This window comes from Aeoliella straminimaris (genome assembly GCF_024054565.1).
Taxonomy (GTDB): Bacteria; Planctomycetota; Planctomycetia; order Pirellulales; family Lacipirellulaceae; genus Aeoliella; species Aeoliella straminimaris.
Genome location: NZ_JAMXLR010000061.1, coordinates 50,148 through 72,102 on the forward strand (window position 1 = coordinate 50,148; position 21,955 = coordinate 72,102).

Here is a 21,955-nt window from a genome sequence, read left to right on the forward strand (position 1 = left end):
GAATTCCGCATTCCGAAATCCGCATTCCCAATTCACGCCTCTCCCCAGCGGTCGATCAGTTCGTTCTCAATGCCCAGTTGATCGAGAATCCGCGCCACGATGAAATCGACGAGGTCTTTGACCGATTCGACACCTTGATAAAAACCAGGCGAGGCGGGAAGCACCACCGCGCCGGCCTCCGTGGCGCGGCGCATGTTGTCGATCGCTGGCAGCGACAGCGGGGTCTCGCGGGGCGTGAGCACCAGTCGGCGTCGCTCTTTCAAGTGCACCTCGGCGGCCCGCTGAATCAAGTTGCCTGCCATGCCCGCGGCGATGGCGCTGAGCGTGGTGCCCGAGCAGGGACAGACGACCATGCCGCCGGTCAGGAACGAGCCGCTGGCCGGCGAGCTCATGAAGTCCTGGTAGTGGTGATAGTGCAGCTGGCCGCGACGGACCATACCGCTACCCAGCACGTTGCTGTCGCCGGTCGAGACCTCGGTAATCTCGGCCAGTGTGTTGCCGCCAGTGGACCGCCCCGCCCCGAGCAAGAGCGAGTCGGGCGTGAAATCTTCGAGGTCGACATGCAAGTCGAGTTCCTGGCGAATCACCTCGCGGCCCGAGGGGCTAATCGATAGATGCACGTCCCGCCCGGCGGTAAGCAGCACTTCGATCAACCGCACGGAATAGGCCGCCCCGCTGGCACCGGTGATTCCAACAACAATTGGCCTGTTCATGATTCTGTAGAACGGAATTCAATCCGTTTAGTGAGTCAGTTCAGCCCGCGACGGGAGTCGAGGGGTCCAGCCGACCCTCGACTCCCGTCGAAGGCTATGATTTCTCCGCGGCAACGAAATAAATTCCGTTCTACGGTTGCGGCTTCTCGCCTACGTACAGTGTAGCGATGCCGAACGTCATCGGGTAGAAACGGACGTTCACCAGTCCGGCTGCCTCCATTCGCTTGGTAAGTTGCTCGTACTGCAGAAACTCGCCGACGCTCTCGGGCAGATATTCGTACGCGGCCGAGTTGTTCCGCATGACGAACTGGCCAATCCGCGGCAGCACGTTGCGGAAATACCACCCGTACAGGGCCTTCATCGGCTGATGGCGGGGCGTGGTGAACTCGAGCACCGCCACCTTGCCGCCCGGCTTGGCGACGCGGGTCATCTCCCCGAGGCCGCGATCGGTGTCCGAGACGTTGCGCAGGCCAAACGCCACGGAAACGATTTGAAACTCGTTGTCGCCGACCGGCAGGTGTTCGGTGTCGCCTTCGACGAAGGTGATCCGTTCGCTGCTGCCGCGGCGTTGGCTTTTCTCTTCGCCCAGTTCGAGCATCTCGTGACAGAAGTCGGCCGCTACAATCGGCACCCGCCCGCGCGCTCCTTTGTCGAACGCAATCGCCAGGTCGCCCGTGCCGGTGCAGACGTCGAGAATCGGCCCGGCATCCGCCTGCGGCTTGAGCTTCCGGACGGTGCGCCATCGCCAGTAGCGATCGACATTCATCGATAGCAGGTGATTCAGAAAGTCGTACCGCGGTGCAATTTCGCCGAACATCCGCTGCACGCGAGTGGACGATTTATCGACGGTGGGCTCGGAACTGGCGATCGACATGGCGGCGAGCCGAAGGCGCTAGCCCCCGGAGTCGTTGAGATTGACGGTACAAACTCCGGGCGCTTACGCTACCGGCTCTCTTGGGTTCCAATAGAACAGAATTGCCCCCATTTTCAAAGGTTGCTAAGCGATGCCCGAGCTGCACGTCCACTACTTACCGCACTTTGTCCGCGAGCACGATCTGGCGGAGTCCACCGTGGTGGTGATCGACCAGTTGCGGGCTTCCAGCACGGTGTGCCACGCCCTGGCCGCGGGGGCGCGGGACGTGGTACCGTTTCAAGAGGTCGACGACGTGCTCACGGCCGCTGGCGATTACAACCGCGCCGACGTGCTCATGGGAGGCGAACGGGGCGGCGAGCGGATCGACTCGTTCGACCTGGGCAACTCGCCTAGCGAGTATACGGCCGATGTCGTGTTCGGCAAGCGTGTGTTGTTCACCACCACCAACGGAACCCGGGCCATCAACCACGCCCGCCTGGCCTCGCGGGTGATCATGGGCGCGGCGGCCAACCTCACCGCGGTGTGCGACGCCGTGTCGAGCGATGCGGTGGTGCACCTGTTGTGTGCGGGCACCAACGGCCACGTGTCGCGCGACGATTTGCTGATTGCCGGCGCCATGGCGCACGAGCTTTCGCAACGTGGCCAATGGGTATTGAACGAAGGAGCCCAAGCCACGCGAGGCGAATGGCAGGAGCTCTTGAACGCCGCGGTTGCCAATGCTCGCTCGCCCAGCGAACAGCTAGCAATCGAACTGTGCGACACACCTGGTGGCAAGAATCTGCTGGCCATCGGCCATGACGAAGACCTGGTGGTTTGCGCACAAATCGACTCAAAACCGGTGGTACCCGAACTCGATCGGGACGCGGGGTGTCTTAAGTTGCCGTGAGAGCCCTCTACATCATCCAGAGAGCTTCACCGACTGAGAGATCTCCGTAATGCGGAAGTGGGAAATCGGAATTCGGAATAGATTCGACGGAGGAATATTCCGCATTCCGAATTCCGAACTCCGCACTCGACGGAGGTTCCTACGTCGCCGAAGGTTCCTCAGCATGACGCTACAAGGGCTCTCGTTCCCCCTCGCCGCATTCTCGCCATAGCGGTAGAATGGGGGTTTTCGCTAGTTATTCGTCTAATCGCTGTCGCCCCGAGTCGAGGCTTCCCTAATGGATATGGAAAAAATCGTATCGCTCTGCCGCCGCCGCGGGTTCTTGTTCCAATCGAGCGAGATCTACGGTGGTCTGAACGGATTCTGGGACTACGGGCCGCTGGGCGTCGAGCTGAAGCGGAATGTGAAAGAGGCGTGGTGGCGAGACATGGTCACGCAGCACGACGACCTCGACGTGCTGCCGGGCGCCCCCAGCACGTACGAAATGTGTGGCCTCGACTGCACGATCATCATGCACCCGCAGGTGTGGAAGTGCTCGGGGCACTTCGATTTGTTCGTCGACGAGATGGTCGACTGCCGCGAGACGAAGAAGCGGTATCGCTACGACCAGGTCCGCGGCCGCTGGGCCGAGGCCAAGGGGCAGAAGTTGTTCGTCTGCACGATGGCGGAGAACGAAGAAGAGGAAATCGCCCGCCGCGCGCAGAAGTTCTTCAAGCTCCGCGCCAAAGACGCCGACCAGATTGCCTGGGACGGACCGATCACCACGCTCGACAAGATTGGCGACACCAGCCAGGCCCTTGGCCCCGATGCCAGCGAGCCCGGCACGCTGACCGAGCCCCGCGACTTCAACCTGATGTTCCCCACGATCATCGGCGCACTGGCCGGCGAAGAGGGGCGGGCGTTCCTGCGGCCCGAGACCGCCCAGGGCATTTTTGTAAACTTCAAGAACGTGCTGGATAGCTCCCGCGTGCGGATTCCATTTGGAATCGCCCAGGTCGGCAAGAGCTTCCGCAACGAGATCACGCCGCGGAACTTCACGTTCCGGTCGCGCGAGTTCGAGCAGATGGAAATCGAGTTCTTCTGCCACCCGAAGACCTCCAAGGAGTGGTACCAGTTCTGGCGTGACCGCCGGTTCAAGTGGTACATCGACCATGGCCTGGCCGAGGGACGCCTGCAACTGCGCGACCACGATCCCGACGAGTTGAGTCACTACTCGACCGGTACGGCCGACATCGAGTACGCCTTCCCGTTCTTGGCCGAAGGCGAGTTCGGCGAGCTCGAAGGAATCGCCCACCGCGGCGACTTCGACCTCCGCAGCCACATGGAAGGCAAGCTCGACCCCAAGAGCTGCCCCCTGGAAGTGGAGCTGGGCGAAGACGGCAAGCCCAAATACAAGGGATCGGGCCGCGACCTGACGTACCGCGACGACTTGACCAACGAGCGGTTCACGCCGCACGTGATCGAGCCCTCGGCCGGTGCCGACCGGGCGACGCTGGCGTTCATCTGCGAAGCCTACACCGAAGACGAAGCTCCTGACGACAAAGGCAAGATGCAGACCCGCACGGTAATGAAGCTCCACCCGCGGCTGGCCCCGCTCAAAGCGGCTGTGCTGCCACTGGTGAAGAAGGACGGGATGCCCGAAGTGGCGAAGGACCTGTACCGCGCGCTGAAGGCGAAGTTCCCCGTGTTCTACGACGAAAAGGGCGCCGTAGGCCGCCGCTATCGCCGCCAGGACGAAGCCGGCACGCCTTACTGCATCACCATCGACGGCGACACGCTCTCCGACAAGACCGTCACCCTCCGCGACCGCGACTCGCTGGAACAAATCCGCGTAAAGCTGGACGACGTGGTCGAGGAAATCGAATCGCGGGTAGGGTAACCCACGTTTGATCCGACGAGCAAACCACAATAGCCCGCGGCGGAAGCCGCGGGTTTTTTGTTGGTGGGGCGACTGCTGACACTCTCCGCCAACCCTCGACTTCCGTCGAGGACTGGTCATTCGTCATCAAGCGGCGAAATCTCCCCAGCTTCGCGAGTCACCATCGCCACGTAGGCCCTTAGCGACATCTCCTCGCTGAGGAACTCGTTGTGACCATCGACGAACGCGACAATCATTCCACCGGGATGGAAAGAGAAGCCTTCGCCGTTATTGTGAACATTGAAAGCTGGAGCCGAAGGCTTCCGGGTGGGTCCACAGCCGACAGTCAAATAAGCACCATCCACCGGTGCATGTAAGTAGGGTTCGGACCAGCCAGCACCGGCCAACAAATATCTACCCAATGCTTCGGAGTACCGAGGGTCTGGCGTACTACGCTTGTAGAAAATCCCTGGACGGGCATCTAGAACTCCACATTCTCTCCAGAAGTTGGGTCGGTCGGCGTCTTCGATCAGCAGCAACGTGCGTGATGTCCCATCAGATATTTTCACCATCCGAGTCGGTTCGGTCTCGATGATGGCGCTCCGCCTATCGTTTGGAATTCGGCTTATAAAGTTTTCGTTCCACTCCCAAGACGGGTATTTGTGTGAATCAACACTAACGCTTCCCACCGTCGTATAGTCCGAAACTCCGTAACGCTGCACTTCGTCGCCAGCGCCTAGCACGTAGTTACGCTCGGAGGCCGGCGTGCCGACAGACGGGCATATCAAGTACCCAAGGGGCTGGCTTACCCCCGGCTGATTCACTGGGTCATCCCATCGCTTTTCCAGGTCCAGCTTTTCGACGACGCCGCCATCTTCCACGTAGGGGAGAATAAGCGGCATCCAGGAGAAACGACCATTGCGTGGCTGGTCGCCGCTCCACCTGGGGCGTCGCCCTGAGCGGATTATTGCCGGCGGCAGTTCCTTACGATCAACCTCGTAGCTGAGCATCCCAATCGCGAGCCCGTGCAATCGGCTGTTGCACATAGAAATGCGAGCGGCCTCCCGCGCGTGCTGCACCGCAGGGAGCAGTAGCGCCACCAGGATGGCGATAATGGATATGACGACCAGTAACTCTACAAGAGTAAACGCAGACGCATGGCGTTTCATGGAAAAAGAAGATTGCAAAGTGATTGAGCAACATGTGTTGCTCAGCCCCTCACTGGCCGTCCGCGATTGTAGGCCAATCTGGCGAGCGGTGCAAACTCTTTCTCCGGCAGATTGGTAATATGGCTATCAGGCAAAACCAGTAACCCTCGACTTCCGTCGAGGGCCGTTGGTTCCGAAGCAATCAATGGGACGTTTGGAACGCCCAGGTCGTTTGGATTACTCTGGAGGTTTGGCCCGAAGGGTCGTCACATGTCAGCCTGGGGCAACGCCCCAGGTCCGCCCCGCCGGTTCATCACGCCTAGCCCTGAAAGGGCGATACATGTCTCAATCGTTGGTGAAGAACCTGGTGCACCTGGTCTACAGCACCAAACACCGAGAACGGACGATCGCCGGATCGTTACGAGCAAAACTCTACGCCTATCAGAACGGCATCTTCGCCGAATGGGATTCGCCAGCCATCGTCATCGAGGGCACCGACGATCACGTCCACGCTCTGTTCGCTCTATCGAAGAAGCACGCCCTCATCAAGATCGTTGAGGAAGTCAAAAAAGGCAGTTCAAAATGGATGAAGACCCAAGGCGTTGAACGCTTCTATTGGCAAACCGGTTATGCGGCTTTCTCGGTTAGCGAGTCGATGTTGGACACGGTGCGGCAATACATCAAGAACCAAGAGAAGCACCACCGTCGGTTGAGTTTTCAGGAGGAACTGAGAGCGTTACTTTTCAAACACGGTATCGAGTTTGACGAAAGGTACGTGTGGGATTGATGTTGCGCCCCTTCGGGGCTGGTGAGAGAATCTCACTCCCCGACACCCAGGGCGTTGCCCTGGGCTAGCATGTTTTAGCCCCTTCGGGGCACGCAACCAGTTTTGCATCTTTGGTCCAAAGGGCCCCAACATATCAATATGGGGCACCCCCCGGGTCCGGAGCAACGTCCTATTGCCGAATTGCACGTCCCTGGTTGGTGAGCTTCAGCACCACGTCCGGGTTGTTCAAGATCACGTAGACCGCGCCGCTGGCGTCGCATTGCACGTCGCGCACGCGGCCGGCATTCTTCAGGAGAAGCTCCTGGTGGATCACGCGGTCGCCGGACAGGACCAGGCGGCGCAGTTCTTCGTGGCCCAGACCGCCGACCAGCAGGTTGTTCTGCCAGCGGGGGAACTCGTCGCCGATGCAGAAGTGCGTACCACACACGGCAATCGAAGGAACCCAGTACAGCACCGGTTGTTCGGTGCCGGGGAGCGTGAGGTCCTCGGTGATGATGGTGCCGTTGTAGTCGATGCCGTAAGTGGCCTTGGGCCAGCCGTAGTTGGCGCCGGCGAGGATGATGTTCACCTCGTCGCCACCCATGGGACCATGCTCGGTTTCCCAAATCACCCCCGTCTCGGGATGCACAGCCAGGCCCTGTGGGTTGCGGTTGCCATAGCAGTAGACGGTCTTCAATCCTTCGCTGCCGTCGGCGTAGGGATTGTCCTCAGGCACGCTGCCATCGGGCCAGACGCGGTGGATTTTGCCATTCGGCCGACGTAGATCCTGCGCTTGATCGCCCACACCACGATCGCCCACGGTAATGAGCAGGTGTCCCTCGTGATCGAACGCCAGGCGGCTGCCAAAATGGTGGCGAGTGGTGGAGTAGCTGAAATCCGGCGCGGCGAACACCACCTCCTGGTCGACCCACTTGTGGTCGCGGATCTTGGCCCGAACCACGCGCGTCATCAACTTGGCATCGCGGTCCTGCGATCCATCCAGCGAATGGGAGTAGGCCAGGTATATCCAGCCGTTCTCCTTGTAGTTGGGGTCGAGCGCCACGTCCATGTAGCCGCCCTGGTTCTGGGCCACGGTCTCGGGCGTGCCCTGGATCGGATCGGGGTGCAACTGTCCGTCGATCACCACCCGCAGACGTCCCGGCCGCTCGGTGATAAGGGCGGTATTGTCATCCATGAACGCGATGCTCCAGGGCACTTCGAGCCCCTCGGCAATCCACTGCTCGACGCCCACGTCGTAGTGCCGGGTGAGTAACTTCTCGGGCAGCGGCGGCCGCTCGACTCCGGCTCGGTTTTGGGCCTCTTTCATAAACGCGATGACCGCCCGGATCTGGCGGTCGGACATCACGTCCTTGTATTCCGGCATGCCGACCGACGAGATACCGAACTTGATATTTCGCATCAGGTCGCCGTCGCCCCGCCCGAACTGCCACACGCCATCGACCATGCTCTGGGCATTGCCGCCAGTAAGATCCTTGCCGTGGCATTGGGCGCAACGCTGCATGTAGATCTGCTCGCCCTCCTGCAACGTCTCATTGGAAGGACCTTGGGCGAGGCACGCCGCAGAGAGCGATAGGAGCAGACCGAAGGCAGAAACGTTTCGACAAACAGTGGGCATGGAGGGAACTCTCACTTAGGTGGTGTTTGGAATATCAGGGTATCCGCGCTATTCAACCGGAGGGAACGGAGGTCGCTGCATTGTGGTTGCTACTCCACCAGCAGCCCATCGGCGCGGTGGCCATGGCGGCGGTGGATTTCCGGATCGATATCGTACGCGATTAACTGCACCGCACCGTCGGCAAACACGAAGTAGCAGCCCGCCTGGTGGGCGCTGCCAAACTGCTTGTGTCCGGCGGTTTCGCCGTCGGGGATAGGTGGCAAGTCGAGCGATGTATAGCGACCGGTGTCGTTGCCGTGCCCCAGGAAGGCGTGCTGGTCGTCGCCCCAATCATAGCCTTCCAGGATGCAGCGTTTCTCGCCTACCAGGTAGGTCTGCGACGTGCCATCGGTAATCTTGGCGGTCTTCACTTCACTGCGGGGGTAAAACACGCCGGTGGCATCAGCCGTGTTCTTCCAGTCGTAGTTGCCATTCACGGCGTCGTCCAAAGTCTCGGGTCCGAGGTCGCCAATCACCAGGTCGCCGGCGTTGGCCGCGTAGTCGGTCTTGAAGACGAGTTCCGCTGGCTCGGCGTTGCGAACCTCGTGCGAACCACCGTAGGGATAAACGTCGAGCGCTCGTCGACTGGGGCAATTGAGCGAAGCCACCGGAGTCGAAGCCACTTCGGCCGCCAGCGTGCGTTTGTCTTGTTCAGAGGCTCCGCGACCCAGTTTCTGCAGCGTGGTCTGCTCCAGGTATGGCAGAATGGAAAAAGCCCAACCGCCCGGCTGCCGACGATCGGAACCGCGATCGGGATCACCTGTCCACACGTATCCCCAACCACCAGTGGGAAAATACCCATAGGCGCTGTGGTGCGAGTGCATGGCGATGCCCACTTGCCGCAAGTTGTTCTGGCACGTGGCGCGACGCGCCGCTTCGCGGGCCGCCTGCACGGCGGGCAACAACAACGCCACGAGGATACCAATGATGGCAATCACCACCAGCAGTTCGACAAGTGTAAAACCACGCGAGGGACGGATTTTGGGCATGCTGTCTACGTGGCGTGGTTGGAAGAAACTTTACCCACTTGGTGTACGTCTAAAACCAAGCGGGTGCAGTATAAACGACTCGCTTGTGCGGTTCCACAAGTGCGTCCCGGGGCGCAAATTCGTTTGATGAATGCCGCAAAGCTGTAATAATTCAGGCAGAGGCGGCCTAAGGAGTGCAATACGCAGGGGAGTCTGCAAAATGAAACGATATCAGTTCGCGTCGATCATCGTAGCTGCAGCCATTGTTGCCGCTCTGAATTGGAGTGGCGACTGCAACGCGCAAATCATCCGCACGGCGCCGGACATCAAGACCCCCTCGAACTATCAGCCGGGCACTGGGGTGGACCGCAATGGCATCAAGCCGCAGTCGTCCAATCGGCGGACTCGGCACTACTCCGCCCCTGCTGGCGGATACTACTACGGGTGGAATCCGGGGCGATATTACTTCTACAGCGACTCGTATTACTTCAACGACCGCTTCCTGTGCCCATACTGTGGCCGACGATGGTGTAACGGCGGGTGCCGATACTACGGGCCGATCTACTACCCGCCCATCGTGGGCGACGCCGGCGCGGTGTTTGGTCCGCGCGCGGTGCAGAACTTCCTGGGCGTCGGCGGAAACAATCAGAACGCGGGCGTGGCGGACCCGAACCCCATTCGCGTGGCGGCCGCGCAGGCTCCAGCTGCTCCGCCCAAGCTAAGCAACCCCACCGCCCGCGCTCGGGCGTGGAAGTTCGTGGAATATGGCGATCGTCACTTCAAACGGGGCGACTATCGCAAGGCGGCCGAGCGTTACCGCAAGGCAGAGTCGCAAGCTTCGGAAATTGCCGACATCTACTTCCGCCAGGGGTTCGCCGAGATGGGTGCCGAGCGCTATCCCGACGCCGTGGCAGCGATCAGCAAGGGACTAGAGCTGAAGCCCGACTGGCCGAATTCCGGCTTTGTGCTGGAAGAACTCTATCCCACCGCTGAAGCCAAGCGCGAAGTGTTCCGCCAGTTGCACAGCCATGTGGCCCAGAACCCCAACGACGCGGACGCCCAGTACATGCTGGCCGTACTGCAACACTTCGATGGCCAGAGCGAAGCGGCCGAGCTACGGTTCCGCCGTGTGGTCGAGCTGGTTGGCGTGGGCACCCACGCGAGGGCATTCCTGCCGCTGGAACCGTTACCACAGCCAGCTCAGCCACCGCTGGTCGATCCCAACGCGGACCTGCAGGATGCCGTGCAGGATCCCTAGCGCTTGAACCGTGACTCTCACATCTGCATTGTCCACGACGGAAACCGTGGGGTGTTGGGAAGCAACGAAAACCCACGGCTGCCGCCGAGGGCTGCGGCTGCAATCAGATATCTTGATGCAGGCGTGTGGCGAGGTGGTCGATCTGGCCCTTCAGGTTCGCCAACAGCAGCGCGGGACTGGCACCGCGGGCCAGCTCGCCGTAGAAGCCGCTCGGTCCGCCCGGCCGTTGAGCGATGATCGCTTCGGCGGTGCGGCCTACCTCGGCCAGTTCCTGTTGCATCTCCACCACGCGACGCGCTGCGGTGCGGCTGGCGTTCCACAAGCTGGTGAGCACGCGCACCAGCCCACCAATCAGAACGGCCTGCCCTGTGAGTGCAACGCCAACGCCCCATTGCCAGAAGCGTGGCTCCTCGCCAAACATGCCCATCCCCATCAGCACGGCACCGCCTACCGCCAGACCTAGCCCCAACACCAGCGCGAGCCAGGCCACCAGTTGCATGCGGCGGTCGCTATTGCGACGGGCACGAGCGGCGCGTGAATAGTCGGTGGAAACTGGTCGCTCCCGGGAGACCTCACCGCCTGCCGGCAGTGCGACCGTGTCGACCCAATGCAGCGCAACGTCGCCCTCGACCGACCGCTGTGTGACAGAAAGCGGTGTTCGCAACGAACGGCCAATGTGACGCAATCGCCGCTCGGTGGACCACTCTTCGGAGACGTTCGTTTCGGTTGCCGTGTCGGTTTGGTTCGCCTCAGCCGACTTGCGGTGCATGGGACGCCCACAACGACTGCACTCAGCCGGCATGCCAGCCGTGGCAGTGATAGCAGGAACGTCTTGGCCGCAATGCTGGCACCACATGATCGCGCAATCCTTCGCCTGTCGAGAAGAGGGGATAGTCTCCTTACTTGCATCGACAGCTACCGCGCGAAACTTTGACGATTTTGCGGGTTGGGCAGCAGCCACTGCGAGCTAGGGCTGGTCATCCGCATCGGGTTCAGACGCTTCCGGCTCCTCTGGAGAGGCCTCGGGTTCTGACGTTGCGGTCTCTTCCGACGTACTCGCTTCTGGAGCAGGCTCGGACTCGGTGGATTTCTCAGTAGCTTCTGGCTCCGATTCCTCGGGGTCTGCCTCTTCCGAAGCATCCTCGGCGTCGTCGGCAGCTTCAGTCGACTCGTCCGAAGTATCAGCTTCGGGCTCCTCGGTGGCTTCGGTTGTCGGCGGAGTGGACTCTTCCGAGGCCGCTTCTTCCTCCGCCACGGGCCAGTCACGACGCATCCAGCGAACGATCAACGACAGTTCTTCCTCGGTCAGCGTATTCAGATCGGGATCGTCCGGATGCGTAACGAAGCCTGGCATCAGGCGATCGACTTCATCGTAGTTGTCCTCGTTGTAGTAGAACCGCTCGGTCTGCGGGTTGCGAATGAACTCGGTAAGCCACTCCTCGGAGCCGTACCCCGTGAGGTCGGGTCCCGCCCCGCCTTCGTCGTCGCCCAACGTGTGGCAGTCGATGCAGGAGAATTCTTCGAGGACCAACTCCATGCCCTGCTCGATCTGGGCGGAGTCCTGCTCGTCCATCTCGCGCTGGTAGGGCAATTCGGCAAGCGACGAAATAGCCCACGCGGCAGCCTTCACTTTCATCTGGAAGGCCTTCTTCTCGTCGTCCGGCAAGTCGGCCAACTCGTCGCCGATCGAGTAGTTGACCCAATCGACCATATCGCCCTCGGCAAAAATGGTGTGGCCGAAGTAGTTGGGACCAGCAATCTGCTTGGGATCGAGCATGCCCTCCATCCACTCGCGGCTGCCGAAGCCGTAGAGGTTCGGCGCGGTGGGTTCTTCGAGATGCACGTTGCGTAGTGCATCGTACTTATCGGCAATCTTATCGTCGGGCGAGGGATCGTGGTGGCTGTGGCAATTGGCACAGTACACTTTGAAGAGTCGCCGTCCGGCAATCATCGGATCCTGCCGCGTCTGCTCGCGCGCCCCCGCGACGGGCACACCCATCGACGCCAGTTCTACTGCTCGGGCGGCCTCGGCCTTGGCGAGTCGCAAGTCGGCCAGGTAGTGCTTGGACTTTTCGGTTTCTCCATTCATGTCTTCATGGAACGAAATGGCCGACAGCACCACGATGCCCGCCATCACGGCCAGAACAAACAGCGTGTTGAACCGGCGGCCAAGGTTCCACTTGCCGATAAATGGCATCAGCACCATCACCAGCATGATGAGGCCGGGAATCAACTGAGAGGCGATGAACATGCCGCTGGCGCCTTGGAAGTACTTCAGCAACTGGAACAGGAAGCGGAAGTACCACTCGGGGCGGGCCGTGTTGAACTCGACCGTCGCGTCGCTGGGCGGACCGAGATGGGCCGGCTGCAGCATGGTGATGGCCAATACCGTGCCCATCACGGCCAGACAAGCCACACCGTCGCGCAGGGCCTGATCGGGCCAGTACGGCGCGTCGGGCTGGTCGGCAGCTTCCTCGTCGGGCGTGTAGCCATGTCGGCGCCCGACCGCGGCGTGCAACACCACCAGCACCAGCAAGATGCCCGGCAGCACGCCCGCGTGCAGCGCAAAGAACCGGGTAAGCGTGTGATGCCCGAACTCGCTACCACCTACCGCGATCGATTTCATGTCGTCGCCCACACCAGGTGTCACGCCCACGATGTTGGTGGCCACCTGCGAGGCCTGGAATCCGCGTTGGTCCCACGGCAACAGATAGCCGGTCTGCCCCAAGCCAAACAGCACCAGCATCATCGCCAGACCAATCCAGTAGGTCACCTCACGCGGCGCGCGGTACGCACCGTAGATCACCACTTGCATCAGGTGCAGCGCGATCAGCACCATCACGGCCGACGACATGTAGTGGTGAATGCCGCGCAGCAGCGAACCACCAGCCATCTCGTGCTCGATGTAGTTCACGCTTTCCCAGGCGGTCTGCGTGCTGGGACTGTAGTGCATCCACAGAAATAGGCCAGTGATGAACTGCACTACCACGGCAAACAAGAGTACGGTGCCCCAGATGTAGCGCCATTTCGCCCCGCCAGGCACTCGCTGATAGAACACGGAATGCACCGCCCGCCGGAAGCCCGTTCGATTGTCCAGCCAGTTAAGTATCGATTGCATGATGAAGCGCCCGAGTTGAATTCAATTTCAGAAATCCCCCCTTCCCCCGACCCCTCCTCCCAGGAGAGCGAGGGAGCTGCTGAAGGACGCCACCTGCGCGGCATCCATTGCCCCCCTACCTGCGCCTGCTTCCCGTCGTTAGCTAAATGGCTTCTTGCGCGGCGATGCCACCCTTGAAGCGTTTGTAATTCACCAGCACGTCGCCCGTCTGCTCGTCAACACGTACCTCGAGATGATCGAGATCGCGAGGACTAACACAGTCGGGCGACAACCGCTTACCTTCCGCGTCGAACACAGCGTTGTGGCAGGGACACAGGATCGTGTCGTCCTTGGCGTCGTACGTGACGATACAGCCGAGGTGGGGACAGGTGACGCTAATCGCCATGGGGGTTTCGTCCTCGCTGTCCCGACTCAACAGCACAGGCCGCTCGGACTGTGGCTCGTAACGGTTCCACTTGTCGATTGGTTTGGGGTCGATCACCGCGAACTGCCGCGGCACGCCATCGGGTGGAATCTGGTTGAGCGAGGCCACACGAATCCAGTTGCCATCGTCGCTGCCGCCATCTCCGCCTTGTTTCCGTTTCTTCAGCACGGGGTCCAGCAGCACAGCAAAGCCGGCCGCCGTAGGGACCAGCAATGCGCCGATACCAACCAACGCAGCAAGCACCTTCGAGCCAAACGATCGGCGAGGCTCTGCGACCGTCTTATTGTCGGTCGTGTTGGTCGTTACTTCACTCATGGGGGGTGACTCCTACCTGGCTTTCTACAAGGCGGGCTCATGATCCAAATACGATGCGTGCAATTCGAGCTTATCCAGCATGACGCTGGGGCTTGGATGTAGACCCCCTGCAAAGGAACGTCTCCACGCATCACTACATTACTGTCGCGAACAGGTGGGACAATTCGCGAGCGACGAAATGCGCGACCAACGGTCGCGGCTTTGTATCCTCTGCTCCCTCTGGTTCAATCGGCTTCGGTCGTGGCTCGGCCACACTGGACTAGCTTCCCCCCATTTTATTGCGCAACTCCGCCACAACCAACTCTCGTGTTTTTTCGACCGACTCGGCGACGCGGAGACCCGCGGCTGCGCGGTGCCCCCCCCCGCCGAACACCTCAGCCACGGCTCGGACGTCCGCATCGCCGCGGCTTCGCAAACTGACCTTGGTTAATTGGCCTTCCAGGGCAACAAACAGGGCGGCCACCTCCACGCCGGCAATGGTGAGTAACCGGTTCACAATGTCTTCTGAATCGCTTGGGTCGGCGCCGGTCTCGGCGAAATCCTCCAGCGTTGCCGCGGCATGTGCCAAGTGGCCTCCCGGCTCCACTACGATGTCCTGCAGGATGTGACCATGTAGCAGCACGCGGGCGAGGGTGTTTTGCTCGTAGAGGTGACCGAAGATTGTGGCGGGCGAGGCGCCGGCCGCCACCAGCTTCTCCACCGCGGCGTACGTCACGGCCCCCACCGAGGCAAACCGAAACCAGCCCGTGTCGGTGGCAATGGCCGCAAACAACACCCTGGCCATCTCCTCATTGAGCGAGACGCCGAGGGCCTCGATCGCTTCGAGCACCAATCGGCCGTTGGCTTCGGCCGAGTCGTCTTTGAACACCTCGGCGCCCAGGTCGTCGCCACCCACATGGTGGTCGATCACCACCTTTTTAGCAGACGATTCCCGCAGCACGTCGCCCATTGTTGCGAGCTGCTGCCAGGCGCTGGTGTCGAGCACCATGATCACATCGATGTCGGCGGCCAGGATGGCACTCGGCAGCACACCCTCGCCCAACACTTCGACCCGATTGTGCGGATCCATAAAAGCAATGTGGGGCGGCACCCCATCGGCGTTGACAATCCGCACTGTCTTGCCGAGCGACTCGAGTGCCGCAGCCATGGCGATCTCGCTTCCCAGCGCATCACAATCGGGGCGCTGGTGCGTGGTCAGCACGAACGATTGGTTCTCGCTCACCAGATCTACGAATGGTCGCCAGGCGATCGCCATCAAGTTCTCCCTACGGTTCGGCCGAGGCTCAACAGGTAGTCGGTGGCCACCTGGTTCGCAACCGCCACATCGGCTTTAAGTTGTTTCGTCAGCGATTCGGCAGAATCGAATGCCCTCGTATCGCGTAGCCGCTCCAGGAAATCGACTTCCATAATCTGGCCGTAGAGCTGCTCGTCGGTGCCAATCAAGTGGACCTCCACCTTGGTGGCCAGGTCGCCGAACGTCGGGTTGGGGCCCAGGTTCAGAGCCGCTGGCCAGGACCGATTGCCGAGCCATGCCGCGCCGGCATAGACGCCATGCGCTGGCAGCAGGGTATCGACCCCATCGAGGTTGGCGGTGGGAAAACCAAGATCGGTGCCCCGCCCTGCCCCGTGCGTCACCAGGCCACGAATTCGATAAGGCGCGGTGAGCCACTCTCGTGCCTGGCCCACACGCCCCAGGCCCACCAGATCGCGTACGCGTGAGCTGCTGATCATCGCTCCGTCGATCTCGATCGGTTCAACGATGTCGAGTGTCATCCCTTCGCTGTCGGCAAACTCGGCCAGGGTTTCGACGTTGCCAGCGCGGTTCTTGCCGAAGAAGAAGTTCGGCCCCTCCACAATGGCTCGCGCCGCCAGGACTTCTACAATCACTCGATCGAAGAACTCGCGGGGCCCCAACGACAGCAGGCCCATGTCGGTGGGATAAGCCACGACCCAATCGATGCCCAGGTCGGCCAGCAGTTCGGCCTTCCGCTCGGTCCAGGTGAGCGGCGACGGGCAGGCCTCGGGCCTCAGCAGGCGGGCCGGATGCGGGTCGAACGTGAACACCACGGCCGGGCCGCCCACCTCGGTGGCGCGCCGCCGCAGTTGCTCGATCAGTTGGGCATGACCGCGATGCACCCCATCGAAATTGCCAATGCTCACTGCCCCCCCACGGGCGATGGGTGGCAAATCGTGGACGTGGCGAATGACGGGCACTGGCGGTACTCGGCGGGCAAGGCAAACGGGAGGGAACTATAGTATCGAACGCCCCGCCACGAAGGTCAACGCGGGCCCGTTGGTCGCCGCAGGGACGATCGCGCGGTACAGCACCAACAATTGCTACGAGTCGACCGGAAAAAGGGTCGCGGTTTGTCCCAACCAGCTTTACAGTTGATCGAAAGCGACCGGCAGAAAATCGATTAGGTCGGGTGCAATCAGCGAGACCTGACCAACTTGTTCGGCAGCCAGATCGCCCGCCAGTCCGTGCACGTGCACGGCCAGACGTGCAGCCTGCCAGGCCTCGAGCCCCTGTGCAACGAATGCGGCCACAATGCCAGTCAGCACATCGCCAGTGCCTCCGGTGGCCATGCCCGGGTTGCCGGTCGTGTTCACGGCGTACTGCTTGTGGTTAGCCACCACCGTGCCGGCGCCCTTGAGCACCACGACGGTTTGGCCCGAAGGATCGCGAGTGGCCAGCTGCAGCGCGGCCTGCGAACGCGTGGAAGGTCGCACACCGACGCTCTCGCCGGTAAGCCGCGCAAACTCGCCCGGGTGGGGTGTCAGCACTCGCGGCGCGGGCGGTTTGGACAGCACCGCCGGCATTTCGGCCAGGGCATTCAATCCATCGGCGTCCACCACCATGGGCGTCGCCACCTGGCCGTAGAGTCGCTTGACGAGTTGCGTCACGGCCGGCGAGCGGCCGAGCCCCGGCCCGAGTGCGATGACATCGGCCTTGCCCGCCAGTTCCAGAATGGGTTCGGTGGCCGGCGTGTCGAAGGTGTCATCGTTGTCGGCCAGGCCCACGGTCATGTAGGCCGGCGCGAAACTCGCCACCACCGACTGCACGCACCGTGGCGTGGCGATCGTGACCAGGCCCGCCCCCGAGCGCAAGGCCGCCATGCCCGACAGCGAAATACTGCCCGCCATACCCCGCGAACCGCCAATTAGAAGCACACGACCGTAGCTCCCCTTGTGACCTAGGCGGTCGCGAGGTTCGAGCTTGGGCAGCGGTTGAGTCGAAACGTCTTTCATGTCGGGCATTCTATCACACCCCTATAGTAAGGCCGCAAGCGCCACCCTCGCTCGACGGATACTTGCCGCGGGCACCCCCAAAGTGCGATAACAGCCTGTATGAACTCCTCACGCTCACTGAACCGCCGGCAATCACGCGAAGTCGACCGCATCGCCATCGAAGAATACGGCATGTCGGGCCTGGTGTTGATGGAGAACGCGGGACGCGGTTGTGTCGATCTGCTCGAGCAGCTCGGCATCCGTGGACCGGTTGGCGTTCTGTGTGGCAAAGGCAACAACGGCGGCGACGGTTTCGTGATCGCCCGGCATCTATGGATACGCGGCTACGTGGCCAGAGTACTGCTGGTGCCACCGGCCGACGAACTATCGGGCGACGCGGCGACCAACTTCGCCATACTCCAGAAGGCCGACGGGCTGATCGTTCATCTGTCCGAGGAAGGCGGCCCTGCTGCGCTGCCCGAGGCGCTCGACTTTGCTGCCGACGGTTGCGACTGGCTGGTCGATTGCCTGCTGGGTACCGGCGCCACCGGGGCTCCCCGCCCGCCCTACGACACGTTGATCGAATGGATGAACGCCGAGCAGGTCAAACGACTGGCGGTCGACGTGCCCAGCGGCCTGGACTGCGACACAGGCGAAGCCTCCGCGACAACAGTTCGCGCGGACGTCACCGCCACGTTCGTCACTTCGAAGATCGGCTACGAGCAACCTTCGGCACGGGAGTACGTGGGCGAAGTGCGTGTAGTCGATATCGGTATTCCACCGGGGTTGGTGGAGCGGCTAGCGTAGTAGCGAGGCGGATTTCTGGCTCATGCGATCACGGGGCTTTTGCTCTCGATTTCCTGGCGCGGGCCAAAATACTCGAAGTGCATCCGGTCGGGACGCACGCCTAGCTCCGTCAGTGCTGAATGCACCTCAATCATGAAGGGCGACGGACCGCAAAAGTAGAACTCGGCATCGCGATACGGAGTCCAGTTTCGCAGAAACTCGATATCCACCCTGCCCATGCTGTCGCAGCGCCCCTCGGTCAAATCGTCCGCCAGTGGCTCATCGTAGCGGACATGGACGTGGAAATTGTCTCTGGAACCCAACTCACGTAGCTCGCTGGCAAATGCCTGCACGCGACTGTTCCGCGCCGCATGCAGGAAGTATACCGGCCACTTCGCACCGTGGTGAGAAAGGTGACGCGCCATCGACATCAAGGGTGTCGCGCCGATGCCGCCCGCAAGCAGCACCATCGGCCGAGCGTCCGCGGGCGGCTCGATGGTGAACTCGCCACACGGCGGACCAACCTGTACTACCTCGCCCTCTTGCACGGCGTCGTGAAGATGGTTGGAGATCAACCCGCTGGGCGCACCCTCAGTGAGGCTCCGCTCTCGCTTGACGCTAATGCGGAAGTACCCCGTGCCCGGTCGATCCGACAGGCTGTAGTTACGGGGCGATGTGGGCGTCGTGGGGTGGTCGAAGCGAACGGTAACGTACTGACCAGGGGCGAAGTCGGGCAGCGGCCGACCGTCACCAGATCGCAGGTAGAACGAAGTGACCACTTCGCTTTCTGGCACTCTTCGCTCCACCACCAGGTCACGGTATCCGTTCCATCCGCCGGGCGTCTCGCGCTGCTGCTGATAGATGGCCGCTTCGCGGTCGATCAGCACCTGGGCCAGCACCTGGTAGGCATCGAGCACCGCCGCTTCCACCTCGGGGGTAACGGCATCGCCCATCACCTCCTTGATGGCCGCCAGCAGGTGCTTGCCTACAATGGGATAGTGATCGGGTTGGATGCCGAGCGAGCAGTGCTTCTGGGCAATCAGTTCCACGGCCCCGGTGAGTTGCTCGAGGTTGTCGATATTGCTGAAATAGGCACAAATGGCGCCCGCCAGGGCTCGCTGCTGACCACCGGAGTGCTGATGGGCGGCGTTAAAATAGGCCTGTACTTCGGGGTTCTCGCGAAACATTCTGGTGTAGAACGCCCGCGTAATGGTCTCGGCCTCCGCCGCCACGGCAGGAGTAATCTGTTTGACAATATCGACGGTAGTCGGTTGAAGCATGGATTCCTCGCATCGCTGGTAAATGGCGAAACATAGCCGACCGCCGGCCCTATCGTGTACAATAAGGTACAGAATATATCCTGCACGTCAAGGTGCATTATTAGCTAGACGGGAAGAGAACCAGATCCATGCTTTCCAAAACTGCCGAGTACGCGCTGCGGGCGATGGTCTTTCTGGCTGGCCAACCGGGACAACCCGCTTCGGCCGACTTGTTGGCCGAAAAAACCAAGGTGCCACGCCGCTATCTGCATCGCGTGCTGCAAGATCTGGTCGCCGCCGAGCTGTTGCGGTCGCGCTCCGGTCCCGGGGGTGGCTACGAACTTTCCCTGGCGACCAACAAAGTGACGATCCTCGACATCGTGAATGCCGTCTCGCCCATTGAGCGGATCCGCCAATGCCCTCTAGGATTGGAGTCTCACACCGAGCTCTGCCCGTTGCATAAAGAACTGGACCGCGCCTACGCCGCGACCGAAGCGGCCTTTGGCCGCGTAACGCTGAAGAAACTGCTGAGTTCCACCAGCCCGATCAAGCCGCTGTGCGAGGTAAAGTAGAGGAGCAGAGTGACACGAGCTGGCTGTGATTGTGGTCCCTCTCCCCGACCTTCACCCGCACTCGGGGAGAGGTAACCTTGATAGTCTACCCCGCGTTGAGTTCCACTTCGGGACTATCGGCCACGTTTACCCAGCAGTGGACGTGCGGTGCGCCGCGGAAGTGCCAGACGAAGGCCGGGCCTTCGAGTCGCCAATTGTCCCACACGTGGTCGCCACCCAGGTCGTCTTCTTCGTAGAATGCCAGGTGGCACGCCTCGAGGCCGCCAAATTTGTCGAGGCAGCGGACCACTTCGTCCTGGTCGCTCTGGCGATAGGGTTCAATCAGCTTTTTCAACACCTTCTGCATGTGCTCTTGCTGATCACTCGATAGCTGCCCGACGGCAATGCCCTGGAACTCCTTGGCAGCCTTCTCTCCCGTGCCTTCGAAGTACACGTCGTCCTCGGCCGGCATCTTGGGATTGCGCACCAGCGCGGCGTCCTGCTGCTCGCCGTCGAGCATCTGGTACAGCTTGTTCGCCACCTGGGCTTGAGGCCAGAAGACGTTGCCGGGGTGATCGGGCGCCTCGTCGAAGCTTTGCGCCGCGTGGCCGTAGAAAATGGGACCACCGAACGCCACGTGGGGCGTGGTGTTGCCATCGGCTCGCAAGGTCATATGGCGACCGGTGAGCACAAACTCGCACTTCTTTGAGCCGGGCTCGCCAAAAATGGCGATGCTGTTCTCCTTGCCAAATCCGCCCGAATCGTCCTTCAGTTGCTTGTAGATCCGTTCGTGCCACTCGGGCTGCACAATGCCTTCGAGGATGTGGCGGATGATCTCGCGCTGGTCATTGGTGTAGAAATCGCTCGATACCAACGGGTCGGTGATTCGCCAGTTGGCCGCCACGTGCGTCCGCAGCAATCCACGACCGTCTTCATGATCCCAACCAAAGCAAATTGTCTCCCGCTGCTTAGGCGAAAGCGTCTCGTACAGCACCTTGGTAAGCGACTCGGGCGTCGACTTCGGCTTGGGTGCCTCGGCGGCCAGCAACCGCACACCAGGTACCGCTGTGGCGAGCCCCGCCCCAATGGCCAGCTTACCGGTCCGACTGAGAAAATCACGCCGCGTGGCATTCCGCCCGTTGGGTAGCAGCATCGCTCGACTCCTTGAGAGAGGAAGGTAGGACGCCGGGCATTGTAGCGGAGTTGGATGTCCGAATGCAAAGAAAACCTTCGAGCGGTCCGTCCAACGCCTACTGCTGCCTCTTAAACACAGCGAATTCCGTTGGACGTCGTCGTTTACTCTGACACGCCGCGCAAAAGAACGTCGCCCGCTGAGCCTGCACGGTGCGTTGGATTGCCGTGCCGCATTGGGGGCAGGGTAAACCTTCGCGGCCGTACACGCGGTGCAGGTTCTGGTAGCTGCCGTTCTGGTTGAGTGCGTTGCGATAGGTGCCGTCGCCGAGGGTGGAACCTTCGTAACGGATGGCTTCTTCGAGCACCGCCACCGAGGCGTCGGCCAGGCGTTGCCACTGGTCGCGTGTGAGTCGATGGCACGCCATTTCAGGATGGATGCCGGCCACGTACAGAAGCTCGGCCGCGTACAGGTTACCGATGCCCGCCACCACTTTCTGATCGAGCAGGGCCACCTTAACCGCCCGCTTGCTGGCTTTTAGCCGCGAGCGGTATTCGTCGGCCGTCATCACCAGGGCGTCGGGGCCGAGTTTCTCGGGGCCCAGCTGGGTGGTGAACTCCGCCGGCGAATACAGGCGAACATTCCCCAGGCCGCGACGGTCCCAGTAGTAGAACGACGTTGGCTTCCGGCCCGATACATCGAACCGCAGTCGTAAGTACAGCGGATCGGGCGGATCGGCTACGAGCACCAGGCCGGTCATGCGGGGTTCGATCACCAACCGGTCGCCACTGGCCAGTACCACCACCACGCGTTTGCCCACGCGGTCGATCGCCTCGACGGTCTCGCCCACCATCCGGCGGCGCATGTGGTCGATGCGCGGCACAACGGCAATCGGCTTCCGCGGGCATGGCAACTTTAACACGTCTACCACCTGCCGCCCCACGATAGGCAGCAGGCCGCGGCGCATGGTTTCGACTTCAGGGAGTTCGGGCATGG

20 protein-coding genes are annotated in these 21,955 nt (G+C 61.5%); 6 read left to right on the plus strand and 14 right to left on the minus strand.

Features of this window, described 5'->3' with window-relative positions; translation table 11 throughout:
• Positions 1-32 precede the first annotated feature (32 nt).
• A complete protein-coding gene (locus NG895_RS17290; protein ID WP_252853770.1) occupies positions 33-713 on the minus strand; it encodes a UbiX family flavin prenyltransferase in 681 nt (226 codons plus the stop codon).
• A gap of 130 nt (positions 714-843) precedes the next feature.
• Positions 844-1,587, minus strand: coding sequence for a bifunctional demethylmenaquinone methyltransferase/2-methoxy-6-polyprenyl-1,4-benzoquinol methylase UbiE (gene ubiE, locus NG895_RS17295; RefSeq protein WP_252853771.1), 744 nt, complete (start codon positions 1,585-1,587; stop codon positions 844-846).
• Positions 1,588-1,717: 130 nt separating this feature from the next.
• Between ubiE and NG895_RS17300 the strand changes: the two genes are divergently transcribed.
• Both NG895_RS17300 and NG895_RS17305 read left to right on the plus strand, forming a co-directional pair.
• Entirely contained in the window at positions 1,718-2,473 is a 756-nt protein-coding gene (locus NG895_RS17300; RefSeq protein ID WP_252853772.1) for a 2-phosphosulfolactate phosphatase, read from the plus strand.
• 283 nt (positions 2,474-2,756) lie between these two features.
• Positions 2,757-4,352 carry a glycine--tRNA ligase gene (locus NG895_RS17305; RefSeq protein WP_252853992.1) on the plus strand — a complete coding sequence of 532 codons (1,596 nt, stop codon included), beginning with the start codon at positions 2,757-2,759 and terminating at the stop codon, positions 4,350-4,352.
• A gap of 116 nt (positions 4,353-4,468) precedes the next feature.
• Here NG895_RS17305 and NG895_RS17310 read toward each other — a convergent pair whose 3' ends face one another.
• On the minus strand, positions 4,469-5,500 hold the full coding sequence (locus NG895_RS17310) for a DUF1559 family PulG-like putative transporter (protein WP_252853773.1): 1,032 nt from the start codon (positions 5,498-5,500) through the stop codon (positions 4,469-4,471).
• 319 nt (positions 5,501-5,819) lie between these two features.
• Here NG895_RS17310 and tnpA point away from each other — a divergent pair, with 319 nt between their 5' ends.
• Positions 5,820-6,266: an IS200/IS605 family transposase gene (gene tnpA, locus NG895_RS17315; RefSeq protein ID WP_252853774.1), complete on the plus strand. Its 447-nt coding sequence runs from the start codon at positions 5,820-5,822 to the stop codon at positions 6,264-6,266.
• Positions 6,267-6,435: 169 nt separating this feature from the next.
• Here the strand turns inward: tnpA and NG895_RS17320 are convergent, their stop codons facing one another.
• The gene (locus NG895_RS17320; RefSeq protein WP_252853775.1) at positions 6,436-7,881 is read right to left on the minus strand and encodes a PQQ-dependent sugar dehydrogenase; all 1,446 of its coding nucleotides are present in this window, start codon (positions 7,879-7,881) and stop codon (positions 6,436-6,438) included.
• Between the two features lie 89 nt (positions 7,882-7,970).
• Entirely contained in the window at positions 7,971-8,909 is a 939-nt protein-coding gene (locus tag NG895_RS17325) for a DUF1559 family PulG-like putative transporter (RefSeq protein WP_261361281.1), read from the minus strand.
• A gap of 199 nt (positions 8,910-9,108) precedes the next feature.
• Between NG895_RS17325 and NG895_RS17335 the strand changes: the two genes are divergently transcribed.
• Complete coding sequence (locus tag NG895_RS17335; RefSeq protein WP_252853776.1) at positions 9,109-10,146, plus strand: tetratricopeptide repeat protein; 1,038 nt, start codon at positions 9,109-9,111, stop codon at positions 10,144-10,146.
• A 103-nt stretch (positions 10,147-10,249) separates the two neighbouring features.
• Here NG895_RS17335 and NG895_RS17340 read toward each other — a convergent pair whose 3' ends face one another.
• The 6 genes from NG895_RS17340 to NG895_RS17365 form a co-directional block, all read right to left on the minus strand.
• Positions 10,250-11,002, minus strand: a complete 753-nt coding sequence (locus tag NG895_RS17340; protein WP_252853777.1) for a hypothetical protein — start codon at positions 11,000-11,002, stop codon at positions 10,250-10,252.
• A 111-nt stretch (positions 11,003-11,113) separates the two neighbouring features.
• Positions 11,114-13,264, minus strand: a complete 2,151-nt coding sequence (locus NG895_RS17345) for a cytochrome b N-terminal domain-containing protein (RefSeq protein WP_252853778.1) — start codon at positions 13,262-13,264, stop codon at positions 11,114-11,116.
• A 142-nt stretch (positions 13,265-13,406) separates the two neighbouring features.
• Entirely contained in the window at positions 13,407-14,003 is a 597-nt protein-coding gene (locus tag NG895_RS17350) for a QcrA and Rieske domain-containing protein (protein ID WP_252853779.1), read from the minus strand.
• Between the two features lie 259 nt (positions 14,004-14,262).
• Positions 14,263-15,258: a DHH family phosphoesterase gene (locus NG895_RS17355; protein ID WP_252853780.1), complete on the minus strand. Its 996-nt coding sequence runs from the start codon at positions 15,256-15,258 to the stop codon at positions 14,263-14,265.
• A complete protein-coding gene (locus NG895_RS17360) occupies positions 15,258-16,217 on the minus strand; it encodes a bifunctional riboflavin kinase/FAD synthetase (RefSeq protein ID WP_252853781.1) in 960 nt (319 codons plus the stop codon). The genes NG895_RS17355 and NG895_RS17360 overlap by 1 nt, the downstream gene beginning before the upstream one ends.
• 168 nt (positions 16,218-16,385) lie before the next feature.
• Positions 16,386-17,261: an NAD(P)H-hydrate dehydratase gene (locus tag NG895_RS17365; RefSeq protein WP_252853782.1), complete on the minus strand. Its 876-nt coding sequence runs from the start codon at positions 17,259-17,261 to the stop codon at positions 16,386-16,388.
• Positions 17,262-17,351: 90 nt separating this feature from the next.
• Between NG895_RS17365 and NG895_RS17370 the strand changes: the two genes are divergently transcribed.
• Positions 17,352-18,038: an NAD(P)H-hydrate epimerase gene (locus NG895_RS17370; protein WP_252853783.1), complete on the plus strand. Its 687-nt coding sequence runs from the start codon at positions 17,352-17,354 to the stop codon at positions 18,036-18,038.
• 20 nt (positions 18,039-18,058) lie between these two features.
• Here NG895_RS17370 and hmpA read toward each other — a convergent pair whose 3' ends face one another.
• On the minus strand, positions 18,059-19,297 hold the full coding sequence (hmpA, locus tag NG895_RS17375; protein WP_252853784.1) for an NO-inducible flavohemoprotein: 1,239 nt from the start codon (positions 19,295-19,297) through the stop codon (positions 18,059-18,061).
• A 128-nt stretch (positions 19,298-19,425) separates the two neighbouring features.
• Here hmpA and NG895_RS17380 point away from each other — a divergent pair, with 128 nt between their 5' ends.
• On the plus strand, positions 19,426-19,848 hold the full coding sequence (locus NG895_RS17380) for an RrF2 family transcriptional regulator (protein ID WP_252853785.1): 423 nt from the start codon (positions 19,426-19,428) through the stop codon (positions 19,846-19,848).
• 85 nt (positions 19,849-19,933) lie between these two features.
• On the opposite strand, the gene NG895_RS17385 is transcribed toward NG895_RS17380, so the two are convergent.
• Complete coding sequence (locus NG895_RS17385; protein WP_252853786.1) at positions 19,934-20,980, minus strand: DUF3500 domain-containing protein; 1,047 nt, start codon at positions 20,978-20,980, stop codon at positions 19,934-19,936.
• Positions 20,981-21,077: 97 nt separating this feature from the next.
• Positions 21,078-21,953 (minus strand): DNA-formamidopyrimidine glycosylase, encoded by an 876-nt coding sequence (mutM, locus tag NG895_RS17390; RefSeq protein WP_252853787.1) that lies wholly within the window; start codon positions 21,951-21,953, stop codon positions 21,078-21,080.
• Positions 21,954-21,955 lie beyond the last annotated feature (2 nt).

Coding starts and splice junctions, on each gene's coding strand:
- NG895_RS17290 (WP_252853770.1), bottom strand. CDS start 713: ATGAACAGGCCAATTGTTGTTGGAATCACCGGTGCCAGCGGGGCGGCC.
- ubiE (WP_252853771.1), bottom strand. CDS start 1,587: ATGTCGATCGCCAGTTCCGAGCCCACCGTCGATAAATCGTCCACTCGC.
- NG895_RS17300 (WP_252853772.1), top strand. CDS start 1,718: ATGCCCGAGCTGCACGTCCACTACTTACCGCACTTTGTCCGCGAGCAC.
- NG895_RS17305 (WP_252853992.1), top strand. CDS start 2,757: ATGGAAAAAATCGTATCGCTCTGCCGCCGCCGCGGGTTCTTGTTCCAA.
- NG895_RS17310 (WP_252853773.1), bottom strand. CDS start 5,500: ATGAAACGCCATGCGTCTGCGTTTACTCTTGTAGAGTTACTGGTCGTC.
- tnpA (WP_252853774.1), top strand. CDS start 5,820: ATGTCTCAATCGTTGGTGAAGAACCTGGTGCACCTGGTCTACAGCACC.
- NG895_RS17320 (WP_252853775.1), bottom strand. CDS start 7,881: ATGCCCACTGTTTGTCGAAACGTTTCTGCCTTCGGTCTGCTCCTATCG.
- NG895_RS17325 (WP_261361281.1), bottom strand. CDS start 8,909: ATGCCCAAAATCCGTCCCTCGCGTGGTTTTACACTTGTCGAACTGCTG.
- NG895_RS17335 (WP_252853776.1), top strand. CDS start 9,109: ATGAAACGATATCAGTTCGCGTCGATCATCGTAGCTGCAGCCATTGTT.
- NG895_RS17340 (WP_252853777.1), bottom strand. CDS start 11,002: ATGTGGTGCCAGCATTGCGGCCAAGACGTTCCTGCTATCACTGCCACG.
- NG895_RS17345 (WP_252853778.1), bottom strand. CDS start 13,264: ATGCAATCGATACTTAACTGGCTGGACAATCGAACGGGCTTCCGGCGG.
- NG895_RS17350 (WP_252853779.1), bottom strand. CDS start 14,003: ATGAGTGAAGTAACGACCAACACGACCGACAATAAGACGGTCGCAGAG.
- NG895_RS17355 (WP_252853780.1), bottom strand. CDS start 15,258: ATGGCGATCGCCTGGCGACCATTCGTAGATCTGGTGAGCGAGAACCAA.
- NG895_RS17365 (WP_252853782.1), bottom strand. CDS start 17,261: ATGCCCGACATGAAAGACGTTTCGACTCAACCGCTGCCCAAGCTCGAA.
- NG895_RS17370 (WP_252853783.1), top strand. CDS start 17,352: ATGAACTCCTCACGCTCACTGAACCGCCGGCAATCACGCGAAGTCGAC.
- hmpA (WP_252853784.1), bottom strand. CDS start 19,297: ATGCTTCAACCGACTACCGTCGATATTGTCAAACAGATTACTCCTGCC.
- NG895_RS17380 (WP_252853785.1), top strand. CDS start 19,426: ATGCTTTCCAAAACTGCCGAGTACGCGCTGCGGGCGATGGTCTTTCTG.
- NG895_RS17385 (WP_252853786.1), bottom strand. CDS start 20,980: ATGCTGCTACCCAACGGGCGGAATGCCACGCGGCGTGATTTTCTCAGT.
- mutM (WP_252853787.1), bottom strand. CDS start 21,953: ATGCCCGAACTCCCTGAAGTCGAAACCATGCGCCGCGGCCTGCTGCCT.